General features: G+C 58.8%; 17 protein-coding genes. 10 read left to right on the top strand and 7 right to left on the bottom strand.

Going from position 1 to position 15,743, the window contains the following annotated elements; all coding sequences use genetic code 11:
• The first annotated feature begins 68 nt into the window (after positions 1–68).
• The 10 genes from cyoB (at position 69) to O3W47_RS16630 (ending at position 8,829) form a co-directional block, all read left to right on the top strand.
• Positions 69–2,072 carry a cytochrome o ubiquinol oxidase subunit I gene (gene cyoB / locus O3W47_RS16675; protein ID WP_080818379.1) on the top strand — a complete coding sequence of 668 codons (2,004 nt, stop codon included), beginning with the start codon at positions 69–71 and terminating at the stop codon, positions 2,070–2,072.
• A gap of 6 nt (positions 2,073–2,078) precedes the next feature.
• The gene (cyoC, locus tag O3W47_RS16670; protein ID WP_269314180.1) at positions 2,079–2,705 is read left to right on the top strand and encodes a cytochrome o ubiquinol oxidase subunit III; all 627 of its coding nucleotides are present in this window, start codon (positions 2,079–2,081) and stop codon (positions 2,703–2,705) included.
• Positions 2,705–3,100, top strand: coding sequence for a cytochrome o ubiquinol oxidase subunit IV (cyoD, locus tag O3W47_RS16665; protein ID WP_004439196.1), 396 nt, complete (start codon positions 2,705–2,707; stop codon positions 3,098–3,100). Before cyoC ends, cyoD begins: the two co-directional genes overlap by 1 nt.
• Before the next feature lie 278 nt (positions 3,101–3,378).
• Positions 3,379–4,143 carry an SURF1 family protein gene (locus O3W47_RS16660; RefSeq protein WP_170985797.1) on the top strand — a complete coding sequence of 255 codons (765 nt, stop codon included), beginning with the start codon at positions 3,379–3,381 and terminating at the stop codon, positions 4,141–4,143.
• A 266-nt stretch (positions 4,144–4,409) separates the two neighbouring features.
• Positions 4,410–4,790, top strand: a complete 381-nt coding sequence (locus O3W47_RS16655; protein WP_269314179.1) for an ImmA/IrrE family metallo-endopeptidase — start codon at positions 4,410–4,412, stop codon at positions 4,788–4,790.
• Positions 4,791–4,793: 3 nt separating this feature from the next.
• Positions 4,794–5,189, top strand: coding sequence for a hypothetical protein (locus O3W47_RS16650; protein WP_137452525.1), 396 nt, complete (start codon positions 4,794–4,796; stop codon positions 5,187–5,189).
• Between the two features lie 64 nt (positions 5,190–5,253).
• Positions 5,254–6,474 (top strand): phosphopentomutase, encoded by a 1,221-nt coding sequence (locus tag O3W47_RS16645; RefSeq protein WP_127756664.1) that lies wholly within the window; start codon positions 5,254–5,256, stop codon positions 6,472–6,474.
• On the top strand, positions 6,471–7,448 hold the full coding sequence (locus tag O3W47_RS16640; protein ID WP_269314178.1) for an adenosine deaminase: 978 nt from the start codon (positions 6,471–6,473) through the stop codon (positions 7,446–7,448). Before O3W47_RS16645 ends, O3W47_RS16640 begins: the two co-directional genes overlap by 4 nt.
• A gap of 95 nt (positions 7,449–7,543) precedes the next feature.
• The gene (upp, locus tag O3W47_RS16635) at positions 7,544–8,173 is read left to right on the top strand and encodes a uracil phosphoribosyltransferase (protein WP_003524359.1); all 630 of its coding nucleotides are present in this window, start codon (positions 7,544–7,546) and stop codon (positions 8,171–8,173) included.
• A 134-nt stretch (positions 8,174–8,307) separates the two neighbouring features.
• Positions 8,308–8,829, top strand: coding sequence for a TIGR02281 family clan AA aspartic protease (locus O3W47_RS16630; protein WP_269314176.1), 522 nt, complete (start codon positions 8,308–8,310; stop codon positions 8,827–8,829).
• Here O3W47_RS16630 and deoA read toward each other — a convergent pair.
• Genes deoA through O3W47_RS16595 form a run of 7 tightly spaced genes read right to left on the bottom strand, consistent with a single transcriptional unit; the run spans position 8,822 to position 15,720 of the window.
• Positions 8,822–10,138 carry a thymidine phosphorylase gene (gene deoA / locus O3W47_RS16625; RefSeq protein ID WP_269314175.1) on the bottom strand — a complete coding sequence of 439 codons (1,317 nt, stop codon included), beginning with the start codon at positions 10,136–10,138 and terminating at the stop codon, positions 8,822–8,824. The two genes, O3W47_RS16630 and deoA, sit on opposite strands and share 8 nt — an antisense overlap.
• On the bottom strand, positions 10,135–10,908 hold the full coding sequence (gene deoC / locus O3W47_RS16620) for a deoxyribose-phosphate aldolase (protein ID WP_020812542.1): 774 nt from the start codon (positions 10,906–10,908) through the stop codon (positions 10,135–10,137). The genes deoA and deoC overlap by 4 nt, the downstream gene beginning before the upstream one ends.
• A gap of 2 nt (positions 10,909–10,910) precedes the next feature.
• The gene (locus O3W47_RS16615) at positions 10,911–11,711 is read right to left on the bottom strand and encodes a purine-nucleoside phosphorylase (RefSeq protein ID WP_125145097.1); all 801 of its coding nucleotides are present in this window, start codon (positions 11,709–11,711) and stop codon (positions 10,911–10,913) included.
• The gene (locus O3W47_RS16610) at positions 11,711–12,100 is read right to left on the bottom strand and encodes a cytidine deaminase (protein ID WP_174024231.1); all 390 of its coding nucleotides are present in this window, start codon (positions 12,098–12,100) and stop codon (positions 11,711–11,713) included. Before O3W47_RS16610 ends, O3W47_RS16615 begins: the two co-directional genes overlap by 1 nt.
• 19 nt (positions 12,101–12,119) lie before the next feature.
• A complete protein-coding gene (locus O3W47_RS16605) occupies positions 12,120–13,091 on the bottom strand; it encodes an ABC transporter permease (protein ID WP_080818395.1) in 972 nt (323 codons plus the stop codon).
• Between the two features lie 6 nt (positions 13,092–13,097).
• Entirely contained in the window at positions 13,098–14,201 is a 1,104-nt protein-coding gene (locus O3W47_RS16600) for an ABC transporter permease (protein WP_127756657.1), read from the bottom strand.
• A gap of 7 nt (positions 14,202–14,208) precedes the next feature.
• On the bottom strand, positions 14,209–15,720 hold the full coding sequence (locus tag O3W47_RS16595; protein WP_170985798.1) for an ABC transporter ATP-binding protein: 1,512 nt from the start codon (positions 15,718–15,720) through the stop codon (positions 14,209–14,211).
• Positions 15,721–15,743: the final 23 nt, after the last annotated feature.

Below are 15,743 nucleotides of genomic sequence, written 5' to 3'. Positions count from 1 at the left end.
TCCCGGCATTATGCGGCGCGGCCAATGGCTGCGCCGATCTTATGTCTTAGAATCGCAAGAGGCTAAAAATGATCGTCAATTCCGATCAAACGTCGTTCCTGTTCGGGAAGCTGACATGGGAGTCCATCCCGCTTCACGAGCCAATCCTTGTCGCGACCTTCGCGGCGGTGGCTCTGGGCGGTATCGCCGTCGTCGGCGCCCTCACCTATTTCCGCCTCTGGGGCTATCTCTGGAATGAATGGTTCACGAGCATCGATCACAAGAAGATCGGTATCATGTACATCATCCTGGCACTGGTCATGCTTTTGCGCGGCTTCGCCGACGCCATCATGATGCGCGTCCAGCAGGCGATCGCGTCGGGCGGATCGGAAGGTTACCTCCCTCCGCACCATTACGACCAGATCTTCACGGCCCACGGCGTCATCATGATCTTCTTCATGGCCATGCCGATGATCACGGGTCTGATGAACTTCGTCGTGCCGCTGCAGATCGGCGCCCGCGACGTTTCGTTCCCCTTCCTCAACAACTTCTCGTTCTGGATGACCACGGCCGGCGCCGTCATCACCATGATCTCGTTGTTCATCGGTGAATATGCGCAGACCGGCTGGCTCGCCTATCCGCCGCTCTCCGGCATCGATGGAAGCCCGGGGGTCGGGGTCGATTATTATATCTGGGGTCTGCAGATCGCCGGTGTGGGAACGACGCTATCGGGCATCAACCTGATCGTGACGATCATCAAGATGCGCGCGCCTGGCATGACCATGATGCGCCTGCCGATCTTCGTCTGGACATCGCTGTGTTCGAACATCCTGATCGTGGCTTCGTTCCCGATCCTGACCGGCACGCTCGCGCTTCTCACCCTCGACCGTTACGTTGGCACCAATTTCTTCACCAACGATCTCGGCGGCAACCCGATGATGTACGTCAACCTCATCTGGATCTGGGGCCATCCCGAAGTTTACATTCTGGTGCTGCCGGCATTCGGCGTCTTCTCGGAAATCGTTGCGACGTTCTCCCGCAAGCGTCTCTTCGGTTATGCCTCGATGGTTTATGCAACGGGTGTCATCACCATCCTTGCCTACATCGTTTGGCTGCACCACTTCTTCACCATGGGTTCCGGTGCAAGCGTGAATGCCTTCTTCGGCATCACCACGATGATTATCTCGATCCCGACGGGCGCGAAAATCTTCAACTGGCTCTTCACCATGTATAAGGGCCGCATCAATTTCGACGTTCCGATGCTGTGGACGATCGGTTTCATGATCACCTTCGTCATCGGCGGCATGACCGGCGTTCTTCTCGCCGTTCCGCCGGCGGATTTCGTGCTGCACAACTCGCTGTTCCTCATCGCCCACTTCCACAACACCATCATCGGTGGCGTCGTGTTCGGTGTGCTTGCGGGTATCGTCTACTGGTTCCCGAAGGCATTCGGTTACCGTCTCGATCCGTTCTGGGGCAAGCTGTCGTTCTGGTTCTGGTTCATCGGCTTTTATTTCGCCTTCATGCCGCTTTATATTCTCGGCCTGATGGGCATTACCCGCCGTATCAGCCAGTTCGAGGACAATTCCCTGCAGATCTGGTTCCTGATCGCCGCCTTCGGCGCCTTCCTGATCGCGCTCGGCATCGCCTCCTTCGTCATCCAGCTCATTGTCAGCTTCCTGAAGCGCGACCAGCTGCGTGACGTGACCGGCGACCCCTATAACGGCCGTACGCTGGAATGGTCGACGTCTTCGCCGCCGCCCGCCTACAACTTCGCCTTCACGCCCGTCATCCATGATGTCGACGCCTGGGCGGATATGAAGAAGCGCGGTTACAACCGTCCCAAGGAAGGCTTCATTCCGATCCATATGCCGAAGAACACCGGCGCCGGCGTGATCATCAGCGCCATCAGCGTGGTTCTCGGCTTCGCCCTGGTATGGCACATCTGGTGGCTTGCGGCTCTGTCGATGCTCGCCATCATCGCGGTCTCCATCGCCCATACCTTCAACTACAATCGCGATTATTACATTCCGGCTTCCGACGTTTCGACGGTCGAGGCGGAACGTACGAAGCTGCTCGCGGAACAGGCGTAACGGAATATGGCTCATACACCTGCACAAAGCGTCGACGGCGCTGAACCACCGGTCTTCTACCTGAAGGAAGACCACCACCCGGAGAACGGCACCTCGCTGGGCTTCTGGCTCTACCTGATGAGCGACTGCCTCATCTTCGCGACCCTGTTTGCCACCTATGCCGTTGTCGGCCGCAACTATGCGGCCGGCCCTTCGGGTGCGGACCTGTTCGACCTGAAGCTGGTGGCAATCAATACCGGCTTCCTGCTTTTCTCTTCCATCACCTATGGCTTCGCCATGCTGGAAATGGAAAAGCAGAAGGTAAAGGCCACGCTGGTCTGGCTGGGTGTGACCGGCATCTTCGGCCTCGCCTTCCTCGCCGTGGAACTTTACGAGTTCCATCACCTGATCGCGGAAGGCGCGGGGCCGCAGCGTTCGGCGTTCCTGTCGGCCTTCTTCGCGCTGGTCGGTACGCACGGTCTGCACGTCACCTTCGGCATCATCTGGCTCGTCACGTTGATGTTCCAGGTCGCCAAGCACGGCCTGATCGCCGCCAACAAGCGTCGCCTGATGTGCCTGTCGATGTTCTGGCACTTCCTTGACGTCATTTGGATCGGCGTCTTCTCCTTCGTTTATCTCATGGGAGTTCTTTGATGAGTTCCGAAGCACACGCACACCACGACGCGCATGGCGACGACCATCATCACCATGATGGCGCGAGCCATGGCACCTTCAAGAGCTACATGATCGGCTTCATCCTGTCGGTTATCCTGACGGCGATCCCCTTCTGGCTGGTCATGGGCGACGTTCTGGAAAACAAGACGCTACTGGTCATCGCCATCATGGGTCTCGGCGTCATCCAGATCTTCGTGCACATGATCTACTTCCTGCACATGGACACCAAGTCCGAGGGCGGCTGGACCTTCATGGCGCTGATCTTCACCGTCGTGGTGCTCCTGATCACGCTCTCCGGCTCGCTCTGGGTCATGTACAACATGAACAAGAACATGATGCCGCTGCACATCGAGGATGTGAAAAACCTGCCCTGAGCAGCAGAGACCTACGGCCTGCCGGGCTTCCGGCGGGCCGCCTTCGCGCCAACACATAACCCCATGAATCGTGGTGCGATTTATGGGGTTATTTGCTGGAAGAAGCGCATGCGGGTGCTAGAGTTTTTTCGCTTTTCTTCGAATCGCGAAAACACTCTAACTCTTTGTTTTGGTGCATTTCCGGACGGAAAACCGGGTTCCACTTTTCCTGGAAATGCTCTAGGAAACCCGCCAAAGCAGACCGGTTTCTGCCGGGCGCGCTTCGCAAGGACCGTGACATGAGCGAAACCACACTCCATAACCGGCGCATCCGCCCTGCGGCCATCGTCGTCCTGTTCCTGACCGTTGTTCTGACGGGTCTGCTGCTCGCGCTCGGCACATGGCAGGTCAAGCGCCTTTCCTGGAAGCTCGATCTTATCGAGCGGGTCGAAGCCCGCGCCCATGCCGATCCCGTCGACGCCCCTGCCGCCAAAGAATGGCCGGCGCTCGGCGATCCGGCGGAATACGAATATCGCCGTGTGAAACTGTCCGGCACCTTCCTCAATGACAGGGAGGTTCAGGTCTATACGGTCACGGATCTCGGCCCCGGTTACTGGGTGATGACGCCGCTCAAGCGCGACGATGGCTCCAGCATCATCGTCAATCGCGGCTTCGTACCGTCCGACAGGCGCGACCCATCCTCCCGCCAGGAAGGCGAACCGGCCGAAAACCTCGAGATCGTCGGACTGATGCGCGCGCCCGAAACCGGCGGGCTTTTCCTGCGCACCAACGATCCGGCAAATGGCCGCTGGTATTCCCGCAACATTCCGCAAATCTCGCAGGCATTCGGCCTTTCCGATGTCGCGCCGTTTTATGTCGATGCCGATGCGACACCCAATCCGGGCGGTCTGCCTGTCGGCGGGAAAACCATGCTTACCTTCCCCAACAACCACCTCTCCTATGCCGTTACGTGGTATATTCTGGCGGCGATGGTGGTGGCTGCGGGGTGGTATGTCCTGCGTAATCTCAATGCACCAAGGAAACGCGAAAGCAGCAACTTCTAAAATTCTGCAACTTATCAATGTTGTGGAAATCCACATTATTATACGCTATGTTAACTTGATGAAAGCGTAGCGACCGTCGGTCACTGCGCTATTTTGATTCGGACGTGAAAACTAGAAGGTATGGAGGACAAGAAGTTGCTTGGAAGATTGAAAAGCATGGTCTCTCGTCAGCCTGACTATCCACTCGCCAGAGCCGAGGCACGGAAGACATTAGATCGATTTGGCATAACGCGCCCCCGGTCGATCCTGAATATATAGCAGAATCAATGGGCATTAACGTTTTGTACGTTGGTTTTGAAGCCGACGTCTCTAAGGATATTTCAGGTCTGTATGATTTCCAGACCAAGAGGATTTTTGTTAACAAGGATATTCCGGCGAATCGGAAAACATTCACTATTGCGCATGAGTTAGGGCATGCCCTTCTACATGAAGAATATGTTCGGTCTCAAAACTATCAGGCTATGCCGCGAAGCAATTACCATGAGGACAAACCTGCGGAAGAAGTAGAAGCCGATATTTTTGCTGCGTGCCTTCTGGTACCCAAGCATATGCTAAGAGCTTATAAAGGATTCGCGGATACGGCGGAATTGAGCGAAATTTTTGCTGTGTCCTCCGATGTGGTCGTCAATCAAATGAAGTTTATTTAAGCTGTGGCCGATCAAAATCTGGAGAATGAACATCACGTTTCCAGAACGAGGGCTTTGCAAGCGATCTTGCAAGACTCAGAGAATGATATAGACCTGCCGAAGCGGAAAGAATTGGCAGACGCTGCAGAGAAAGCAGTCGAAGTACTGGGGCGGCAGCAATTCTTTGCCTTGAGACATCGGTGGTCTACGGCGATGGTGTGGTGGATATCAATCTTGATTGGATTTAACATTGCCATTACGGTCGCCGTGGGGGCAAACCGGTTGAATTTCGATAATCTTCAGTGGTTCATTACCGCAGTTCTGGTCCAGACATTTCTTCAAATCGTAGGGTTGGGCTATGTTGCGGTGAACTATCTCTTCCGTGACAAAATAAGCATAAAAGAAAAGAAGAATTCATAAAGGCTTCGAATTCGAACAGCCATGTCGTAAAATCATCCTTCTTGAATTGGCAGTTGGATTCTACATGGCAAGAGCATTTCTTCTCGTTCTGGATTCCTTCGGCGTCGGCGGCGCACCCGATGCGGAGCGCTATGGCGATCTTGGCGCAAACACGCTCGGCCATATCGCGGAATTCTGTGCAGCGGGCGCTGCCGACAAAGCGGGGCTTCGCTCCGGTCCGCTGAAACTGCCGAACATGTGTTCGCTCGGCCTGCTGGAGATCGCGCGGCAGGCAAGCGGCGACATTCCCGCCGGCATGGAACCGCCGGAGCGCATTTTCGGTCTGCACGGTTCCGCCAGCGAAATCTCCAAGGGCAAGGACACGCCTTCCGGCCACTGGGAGATCGCCGGTACGCCTGTCACCTTCGACTGGGGATATTTCCCGACGGAAGGCGATGCCTTTTCGCCGGAACTGGTGGAAGCGATCTGCAGGCAAGCCGATATTCCGGGCATTCTCGGCAATCGCCATGCTTCCGGCACCGAGATCATCGCTGAACTCGGCGAAGAACATATCAGGACGGGTAAACCGATCTGCTACACCTCATCCGATTCCGTTTTCCAGATCGCCGCGCATGAAACGCATTTCGGTCTGGAGCGGCTCATCTCGCTCTGCGAGACGGTGCGCAAGCTGCTCGATCCGCTGAATATCGGTCGCGTCATCGCCCGCCCCTTCACCGGCGAAACGGTCGCGACCTTCGAACGCACCGGCAACCGCCGCGATTTCTCCGTTCTGCCACCGGAACCGACCCTGCTCGACAGGCTTGTGGAGGCCGGCCGAAAAGTCCACGCCATCGGCAAGATCGGCGATATCTACGCCCACCAGGGTGTGACGCGCGTCATTAAGGCAAATGGCAACAGCGCCCTGATGGATGCGACATTGCAGGCCATCGACGAGGCTGAAAACGGCGATCTCGTCTTCACCAATTTTGTCGATTTCGACATGCTTTACGGCCATCGCCGCGACGTTGCCGGTTACGCCGCCGCCCTTGAGGCCTTCGATGCGCGAATCCCCGAAATCCATCGCAAGATGGCGCCGGGTGACATCGCCCTTCTGACCGCCGATCACGGCTGCGACCCCACCTGGCGGGGCACGGACCATACACGGGAAAGGGTGCCGATCATGGCATTCGGGCCGGGAATTCGCTCGCGCGATGTCGGCATCCGTTCAAGCTACGCCGATATCGGCGAAAGCATCGCCCACCATCTTGGCATCGAGGCCGGTTCTCACGGCAGGAGCTTCATTTGACATCGCATTTGCTGAAAGCGGAAATTCACTGCCACATCGAAGGTGCGGCCCCGCCCGGCCTCGTCGCTAAACAGGCAGAGAAATACGGCATCGACACCAGCGGTTTTCTGCGGGACGGCCAATATGTCTGGTCGGATTTCGCCGAATTCATCCGTTGTTACGATGCGGTGGCGCAGGTGTTCAAGACGGATGAGGATTATGCCGTCCTGACCGAAACCTATCTGACCGAACTTGCGCAAGCCAATACGATCTATAGCGAACTGATCATTTCGCCCGATCACGGCGACCGCATAGGGCTTGGCGCCGACGCCTATCTGGCCGGCATTGCCGAAGGCATCCGCATCGCAAGGGAAAAGACGGGGATCGAAACCCGCATCATCGTCACCGGTGAGCGCCACTTCGGCCCGGAACGGGTGATCGCCGCAGCCGAATATGCGGCACGCGCGCAACATCCGCTGGTGACGGGCTTCAACATGGCCGGCGAGGAGCGTATGGGCCGCGTCGCCGATTATGCGCGCGCCTTCGACATCGCCCGCGATGCCGGCCTTGGACTGACCATTCATGCCGGCGAGGTTTGCGGACCGGAAAGCGTTGCCGATGCGCTCGACCTCGTCAAACCGTCCCGCATCGGGCATGGCGTGCGCGCCATCGAAGATGCCGGTCTTATCGCCCGGCTGGCCGAGACGGGAACGGTTCTGGAGGTCTGCCCCGGCTCGAATATCGCGCTCAACGTCTATCCCGATTTTGCCAGCCACCCGCTGAAAGCTCTCAGCGATGCCGGAGTGCGTGTGTGCATCAGTTCCGACGACCCGCCATTCTTCTTCACCTCGCTTGCGCGGGAATATGCGCTGGCTGCGGACGAGTTCGGCTTCAGCGATGCCGAGATCGACCGCATGACCCGAACCGCGCTGGAATGCGCCTTCGTGGACGAGGTCACGCGCGACCGGCTGCTTGCGAAACTCGATCGCGCCTGAACCCGTTGTTGGCAGGGTAAAACCGCGAAGAAGGCTTGCGAAAAACGCACTTTCGGTGAATTACAAGGCATAAGATAAAAAGGAAGGCCAGTTTCATGGACGGCGTCACAGTCATCGAACATCCGCTGGTGCGGCACAAACTTACCATCATGCGCAAGAAGGAAACTTCCACGGCCGGCTTCCGCCGCCTGCTCAGGGAAATTTCGACGCTGCTCTGCTATGAAGTGACGCGCGACCTTGAAATGACGATGGAAACCATCGATACGCCGCTCGAAACCATCGAGGCCCCCGTGCTCGAAGGCAAGAAGCTGGTTTTCGCCTCCATCCTGCGCGCCGGCAACGGCCTCCTGGAAGGCATGCTCGAGCTCGTGCCTTCGGCGCGTGTTTCCCATATCGGCGTTTATCGCGATCATGACACGCTGGAAGCTGTCGAATATTACTTCAAGGCTCCGGAAAGCCTCGATGCGCGCCTTATCATCGTTGTCGATCCGATGCTGGCAACCGGCAATTCCTCCATCGCCGCCGTTGAGAAGCTGAAGGAGCGCGGTGCGAAGAACATCCGCTTCCTGTGTCTGCTGGCGGCGCCCGAAGGCATCAAGAACTTCCGTGAAGCGCATCCCGATGTGCATATCTACACCGCCGCCATCGACAGCCATCTGAACGAGAAGGGCTATATCGTTCCCGGTCTCGGCGACGCCGGCGACCGCATGTACGGCACCAAATAACGCCGTTCATCATCGCTTAACCGTTTGAGCCATTCGCCGCCCGATAAGCGGCGGATGGCTTTTTCTTTTAAGATTTCAGCATGTTTTGCGTCTATTCTCGGCAAGAATAACCCTGCCCTTTAAGGAGCAACGACTTGCTGGCGCGCGCGATTTTTCTGCTTGTTGGCCTTTCCCTCGGCGCAACGCAAATTCCGGCGCTGGTGGAAAAATTTCAGCCGCGCCCGGAAACAAGCATCGAGAAAGCGGAAGCCAGACCTGAAGCAGCCAAACCGGAGGCCGTCTCCCTTGGCGGCGTCAATCTGAAAGCCGATGCTCGCGGCCACTTCAATGCCACCTTCCGCATCAACGGCAAATCCTTCGACGGCCTTGTCGATACCGGTGCTTCCATGGTCGCCATCAACGAGACGATTGCGCGCCGGCTCGGTTACGGCGTCAACAGCCTCGATTATAAATATGCGATTTCAACGGCCAACGGCCAGACAATGGCCGCCTATGTGAAACTGGACCGGGTGGAGATCGGCGCTATCCGGGTTCAGAATGTCGACGCCATGGTGCTGAAAGACAATGCGCTCGGCAACATGCTGATCGGCATGAGCTTCCTGAAGCAATTGTCGTCTTTCAAAGTATCGGGCGGCGAGATGCGGCTGGTCAGGTGATCCGCTCGAGAACGGGCATACCGATCTCCGGCGCGCTGTCAGCAATTCCATAACAGGCCGCTATCCTTTTCACGGCACGTTCCGCTTCGTCACTGGAAGCGGCGTGGACAATGGCGATTGGCTCGCCTTTTTCCACTTTCGTACCGAGCTGCAGGATATCCGAAATACCGACGGAAGGATCAATCGTGTCCAATGGCTTTCTTCTGCCGCCGCCGAGTTCGACGACAACCATGCCAAGATCGCGCGTGGCGCAGGAGGCGAGCAAACCGCTGCGCTCCGCCAGAACCGGAAGAGTGACCGGCGCGGATTGCAGATAATGGGACGGATGCTCAACGAAATCCGATGGACCGCCGAGTGCCGAAACCATCCGTGCAAAGATTTCCAGCGCCCGGCCGGAGGAGAGCGCAGCCGACGCCAGCGCATGTCCCTCCTCCAGTGTGGCCGCCTTTTGCGCCTGCACCAGCATTTCCGCCGCAAAGGACAGGACCACCTTTTCAAGGCGGGCGCCGGCCTTGCGACCGGCCAGAAAATCCAGACAATTGACGATTTCGACCGCATTGCCGGCAGCATCGCCAAGCGGCTGGTTCATGTCGGTTATCAGCCCCGTTGTCGGCAGGCCTGCACCGTTCGCCACGTCGACCAGCGCGCAGGCCAGGTTGCGGGCATCCTCGACGCTCTGCATGAAAGCACCGCTGCCGACCTTCACATCCAGAACCAGCGTCTGCAGCCCGGCCGCAAGCTTTTTCGACAGGATAGAGGCCGTGATCAGCGGTATGGAATCCACCGTCGCGGTCACATCGCGAATGGCATAGAGGCGTTTATCAGCGGGGGCGAGATCGCCCGTCTGGCCGATGATGGCGCAGCCGACCGTCTTCACCGTCCGGCGAAATAACGCCTCGTCCGGCATGACGTTGTAACCGGGGATCGCTTCCAGCTTGTCCAGCGTGCCGCCGGTATGGCCAAGGCCCCTGCCGGAAATCATCGGCACGGCGAGACCGCAGGCGGCAACAATGGGGGCGAGCATCAGGGAGACATTGTCGCCGACGCCGCCGGTGGAATGCTTGTCCGCCACAGGCCTACCGAGATCGCTCCAGGACAGGACCTCACCGCTGTCGCGCATCGCCAGCGTCAGCGCCACCATTTCATCCCGGTTCATGCCGCGAAAGAACACCGCCATGGCAAAGGCAGCCGCCTGCCCTTCCGAGATGCCGTCTTTCGAAAGCGCCTCTATGAAAGCGGCAATCTCCCGAGACTCAAGTGTCAGGCCATCGCGTTTGCGGCGGATGATTTCCTGCGGGATCAAGCTCAATACCCGCTGGCGGCCTTGGCGGGCTCGCCGCCGGCCAGCACGTTCAGCACATCGTCGAGAACACCCGAAGCGCCGAAACGGAAGGTGGACGGCATGGCCCAGTTGGGCGCCATGATGGTTTCCGCAAGCCTGAGATAAAGCGTGGCGTCCTCCACCGTGCCGATGCCGCCGGCGGGCTTGAAACCCACCTTCTGCCGGCTGTCGCGGATCGCCTGCAACATGATGTCGGCTGCCTCCAGCGTGGCATTGATGGCAACCTTGCCGGTCGAGGTCTTAATGAAATCGGCCCCTTCGGCAATGGCGAGTTCGGATGCGCGACGGATCAGCGCCTTGTCCTTCAACTCGCCGGTTTCAAGAATGACCTTGAGCAGCACGGGTGCTGCGCAGGCCTTGCGAACGGCCGCCACCATGGTGGACACCGCCGTTTCATCGCCGGCTATGAATTTGCGATAGGGAATGACGAGATCGATTTCGTCAGCGCCGTCGCGGATCGCCGCCTCGGTTTCCGCAACCACGGTCGCGATGTCGAGATCGCCGGAAGGAAAATTGACGACCGTGGCGATGCGGATAGCATGGTCTTTTCCGAAAGCGGCACGGGCCTGCGCCACGAAGCGCGGCCAGATGCAGATTGCGGCCGTATTGCCGTATTCCGTATGCGCCCGCTGGCACAGAGCGGCGATCTGCTCGGGCGTGCAGTCTTCCTTGAGATTGGTCAGGTCCAGCAAGGACAGGGTGAGGGCAGCCGCTTCGCGCGGACGCTGGAGTTCCATGGTCACGCTCCTCCTGCGATCATTTCCTTCAGAATGGCGGCAAGCCTCTTGCCGCCCACGGGAGCCATATCCTTGGTTTCTTCATGGCTCAGTTCCGCGCCGGTCATGCCGGCACCGTAATTGGTAATAACCGATGCAGCGGCAACGCGCATCCCGAAAAAGCGCGCAAGGATGACTTCCGGCACGGTGGACATGCCAACGGCATCCGCCCCCAGCAGCCGCGCCATGCGGATTTCCGCCGGCGTTTCGAAGCTCGGGCCGGAAAACCACATATAGACGCCGCCGAACAAAGGCACTGTGGCGCGGATGGCGGCGTTGCGCATGGCAAGCATCAGATCGGGATCGTAAGCGGTAGTCATGCCGACGAAGCGGCGGTCGCTTTCCTCGCCGATCAGCGGGTTCATGCCGGAATAGTTGATGTGATCGGTGATCTGCATGACCGAGCCGGGCGGCATATCCTGCCTGACCGAACCTGCCGAATTGGTGAGGATGAGCGACTGCACGCCGAGACCGGCCAGCGCCCCGATGATCGCGCGCATGGCGGACGGATCGCCCTTTTCGTAATAATGCACCCGGCCGGAGAGCATCATGACCGGCTCACCACCAAGATAGCCCGCCACCAGCTCACCCGCATGGCCGGAAACGCCGCTTGCGGGAAAACCGGGAAGTTCGGCATAGGGCACCCGGATCGGGTCGCTGACTTCTTCCACCAGCGAACCGAGACCCGAACCGAGGACGATGGCGACGCGCGGCATCAGGCCGTTCAGGCGCTCCACCAGAATATCGATCAGCGTATCCGGCATCAGGGCAGCTCTGTCTTGAAGCTGAAGGGCAAAAGCTCTTCCATGGTCATGACCTTCTGCACGCCGGTTTCGTCGCAAAGATAGACTTTCGTCTCCGGCGTGGCGAATTCGGCGATCTTCTGCCGGCAGCCGCCGCAGGGTGGGCAAAGAGCAAGCTTTTCGGCGATAACGGCGATTTCGCTGATCCTCTTCGCCCCACCCATGATCATGGCGCTGATGGCGGAAGGTTCAGCGCACCAACCCTGCGGGAAGGAGAGGTTCTCGATATTGGCGCCCTTGTAAATCTTGCCGTCTTCGGCGCGGATCGCCGCACCGACCGGAAATTTCGAATAGGGCGCATGGGCAAAGGCCATGGCCTCCACCGCTGCCTCGAACAGGGCATGGGACATCGGGTCTCGGGACATGGATTTAACGCTCCTTCGCATAGGCAACGCCACCCGCCTTGGGGGGCTTCGCGACGCCGATGAAACCGGCAAGCAGGATGCAGGTCAGAATATAGGGCATGGCCTGGAAAATCTGCACCGGCACCTCGCCGATACCGGGCACGGATTTCCCCTGCATGAAGTTGGCGAAGGCATCCAGAAAACCGAAGAGCAGGCAGGCGAACATGACCGGCACCGGCTTCCATTTCGCAAAGATCAGCGCCGCAAGCGCGATATAGCCCTTGCCGGCCGACATGTTGGCGATGAAGGCCGCCGATTGCGCAACGGCGAGATAGGCGCCTGAGAAACCGCAGAGGAAACCGGCGACGATGACCGCGCGGAAGCGCATCCATGTCACCGAAATGCCGGCCGTATCCACCGCGCCCGGGTTTTCACCAACGGCGCGCAGACGAAGGCCGAAACGGGTGCGATAAAGCACCCACCAGGAGAGCGGCACCGCCAGAAAGGCGAGATAGGTGAGGATATTGTTGCCGGAAATGACATTGGCATAGAGCGGGCCGATGAAGGGCACCTCACGCATCGCATCCGCACCCGGCAGGATGATCGGCGCAAAACGGCCCTCTGCCGGCAATTGCGGCGTGCGGCCGCCCTGCCCGAACCAGGCCTGCCCCAGAACAACCGTCAGGCCGGCGGCGATGAAGTTCAGCGCCACGCCCGACACGATCTGATTGCCGCGATTGGTGATGACCGCAAAACCATGGGTGAGTGAGAAGAGGATCGAGACAGCAATGCCCGCAAGCAGACCGGCCCATGGATTGGCCGTGATATAGGCCACACAGGCGGAGGCAAAGGCCGCCGCCAGCATCTTGCCTTCAAGACCGATATCGAACACGCCCGCGCGTTCGGAAAAGAGCCCGGCGAGCGCGGTGAAGAGCAGCGGGATGGTGAGACGGACGGTCGAGCCGAGGATGCTGACCAGCATATCGAAGAAATCCATATCAGCTCACCCCTTTGCCAAACGCTGGTAGATGCGGACGACCGCCGGCCGGTACATATATTCCAGCGCACCGGCGAAGAGGATCACCAGACCCTGAATGACCACAATCATCTCGCGAGTGATGTTCGGCATCTCGAAGGAAAGATCCGCACCGCCCTGATAAAGAATGCCGAACAGCAATGCCGCGAAGATGATGCCGAGCGGATGGCTTCGCCCCATCAGCGACACGGCAATGCCGACGAAACCCGCACCGCCGACGAATTCCACCTGCAGGCGGGCGGAAGCGCCCATGACCGGGTTCAGCGCCATCATGCCCGCCAGACCGCCGGAAATGAGCATGGCGATGATGACCGTTCTCGCATAGGGAATGCCGGCATAGATGGCGGCCGACGGGCTGATGCCGAGCGTGCGCATCTCATAACCCAGCTTGGTGCGCCAGATGAGCACCCAGACGAGGAAACACATGACCAGCGCGATGATGAAGGAGACGTTGAACGGCGCCGGCCCGAGCTTGAGGCCGAACAGCGCCATCAACCAGTCGAGCTTCGGCAATTGCCCGCCCGGCAGAAAGGTGCGTGTTTCCGGCGCCATCTTGCCCGGTACGATCAGCACATTCACCAGCAGATAGACCATCAGCGCAGCCGCGATGAAGTTGAACATGATGGTGGTGATGACGACGTGACTGCCGCGTTTTGCCTGCAGCCATGCCGGAATGAAAGCCCAGGCCGCGCCGAACACCGCAGCGCCGATGACGGCGAAGGGCATCGTCACATACCACGGCACGTAACGATCAAGCGCCAGCGCCACCAGCGCAGCACCCAGCCCGCCAATATAGGCCTGACCTTCCGAACCGATATTGAACAGGCCGGCATGGAAGGCGACCGCGACGGAGAGGCCGGTGAAGATGAAGCTCGTCGTGTAGAATAGCGTGAAGCCGATGGCGTCGCCACGGCCAAGCGCACCTTCGATGAGCAGGCGCAGCGCCGCCAGCGGGCTTTCACCGATCGACCAGACAACGAGGCCGGAAATCAGAAAGGCGGTAACGACGTTCAGCAACGGCAGCAGGCCGTAAGTGATCCAGTTTGGCAGGGGTACGGAAGCGGTGCTCATTCATGCCTCATGCGGCGATGCCGGCCATCATCAGGCCCAGCGTCTGTTCTTCGGCTTCCGCCGTTTTTTCTCCAACGACACGGCCGGCGAACATGACCATGATCCGATCCGAAAGGGAACGGATTTCATCGAGTTCGACCGAAACCAGCAAAATCGCCTTTCCGGCATCGCGCATTTCGATGATGCGGCGATGGATGAATTCGATGGCGCCGATATCCACGCCGCGGGTCGGCTGGCCGATGATCAGCATCTTCGGGTCACGTTCGATTTCGCGCGCAACGACGATCTTCTGCTGATTGCCGCCGGAAAAATTGGCGGTCTTCAGCTGCGGGTTCGGCGGACGAATATCGTATTTCTCGATCTTTTCGACGGCATCCCTGCGGATGGCCTCGGGGTTGAGGAACGGTCCTTTGCCGTATCGCTCATCATGGTGATAACCGAGGATGGAGTTTTCATATTCCTCGAATTTCAGCACCAGCCCCATGTGGTGGCGGTCTTCCGGAATATGCGCGAGGCCGAGCCTGCGCAGAATGGCCGGATCGGGACGGTCCACCTTCTGGCCATCCACCCATATCTCGCCCGAATAGGGCTTGCGGATACCGGCAATGGCTTCGAGCAGCTCCGACTGGCCATTGCCCGCTACGCCGGCAATGCCGACGATTTCACCGGCACGGACATCGAGCGAGACATCATCCACCATGGTGACGCCGCGACTGTCCTTGACGGTCAGATTGCGGATGGAGAGCAGAACATCGCCCGGTGTCGTCTCGCCCTTTTCCACCCTCAGCAGCACGCGGCGGCCAACCATCAGTTCGGCCAGTTCTTCGACGCTGGTTTCGGAGGTCTTGCGGGTCGCGACCATTTCACCGCGGCGCATGACGGAGACGGAATCCGTGATCGCCATGATTTCGCGCAGCTTGTGGGTGATGAGGATGACGGTCTTGCCCTGCTCGCGCAGGACGCCGAGGATCTTGAAAAGGTGATCGGCCTCGGCCGGCGTCAGAACGCCGGTCGGCTCATCGAGGATCAGGATTTCGGCACCACGATACATGGCCTTGAGGATTTCGACGCGCTGCTGCAGACCGACCGGCAGTTCTTCGATCACCGCATCCGGATCGACGTCCAGACCGTAATCGTCCTCCAGACGTTTCAGTTCCTTACGTGCGCCAGCCCGGCCACTCGACAGCGTCGCGCCGCCTTCAGCACCAAGCATGACGTTTTCCAGCACTGTGAAATTTTCCACCAGCATAAAGTGTTGATGCACCATGCCTATACCGGCATTGATTGCTGTCTGGCTATCGCGGATCGAGACTTGCGTGCCCTTTATGCGGATTTCACCGGCGTCTGCCTGATAAAACCCATAGAGAATAGACATCAGGGTAGATTTTCCCGCGCCATTTTCTCCAATGATGCCGTGGATTGTGCCCTTGGCAATGGTCAGATTGATGTTCTTGTTGGCGTGAACGGCACCGAATTTCTTGTCGATGCCCACGAGTTCGATTGCAGGGTCTATACTCAAACCGAAACCTCTCCGAAGGCTGG

The sequence above is a fragment of the Agrobacterium sp. LMR679 genome, from assembly GCF_027157905.1.
Lineage (GTDB): Bacteria > Pseudomonadota > Alphaproteobacteria > Rhizobiales > Rhizobiaceae > Agrobacterium > Agrobacterium leguminum.
The sequence above is the reverse complement of the archived record's forward strand: the minus strand, read 5'-3'. Positions and strand labels throughout refer to the sequence as shown.

What these genes read in the sequence shown, in the direction of transcription:
- cyoB (WP_080818379.1), top strand. Translation starts at nt 69, where the DNA reads ATGATCGTCAATTCCGATCAAACGTCGTTCCTGTTCGGGAAGCTGACA.
- cyoC (WP_269314180.1), top strand. Translation starts at nt 2,079, where the DNA reads ATGGCTCATACACCTGCACAAAGCGTCGACGGCGCTGAACCACCGGTC.
- cyoD (WP_004439196.1), top strand. Translation starts at nt 2,705, where the DNA reads ATGAGTTCCGAAGCACACGCACACCACGACGCGCATGGCGACGACCAT.
- O3W47_RS16660 (WP_170985797.1), top strand. Translation starts at nt 3,379, where the DNA reads ATGAGCGAAACCACACTCCATAACCGGCGCATCCGCCCTGCGGCCATC.
- O3W47_RS16655 (WP_269314179.1), top strand. Translation starts at nt 4,410, where the DNA reads ATGGGCATTAACGTTTTGTACGTTGGTTTTGAAGCCGACGTCTCTAAG.
- O3W47_RS16645 (WP_127756664.1), top strand. Translation starts at nt 5,254, where the DNA reads ATGGCAAGAGCATTTCTTCTCGTTCTGGATTCCTTCGGCGTCGGCGGC.
- upp (WP_003524359.1), top strand. Translation starts at nt 7,544, where the DNA reads ATGGACGGCGTCACAGTCATCGAACATCCGCTGGTGCGGCACAAACTT.
- deoC (WP_020812542.1), bottom strand. Translation starts at nt 10,908, where the DNA reads ATGGAACTCCAGCGTCCGCGCGAAGCGGCTGCCCTCACCCTGTCCTTG.
- O3W47_RS16615 (WP_125145097.1), bottom strand. Translation starts at nt 11,711, where the DNA reads ATGCCGGATACGCTGATCGATATTCTGGTGGAGCGCCTGAACGGCCTG.
- O3W47_RS16610 (WP_174024231.1), bottom strand. Translation starts at nt 12,100, where the DNA reads ATGTCCCATGCCCTGTTCGAGGCAGCGGTGGAGGCCATGGCCTTTGCC.
- O3W47_RS16605 (WP_080818395.1), bottom strand. Translation starts at nt 13,091, where the DNA reads ATGGATTTCTTCGATATGCTGGTCAGCATCCTCGGCTCGACCGTCCGT.
- O3W47_RS16600 (WP_127756657.1), bottom strand. Translation starts at nt 14,201, where the DNA reads ATGAGCACCGCTTCCGTACCCCTGCCAAACTGGATCACTTACGGCCTG.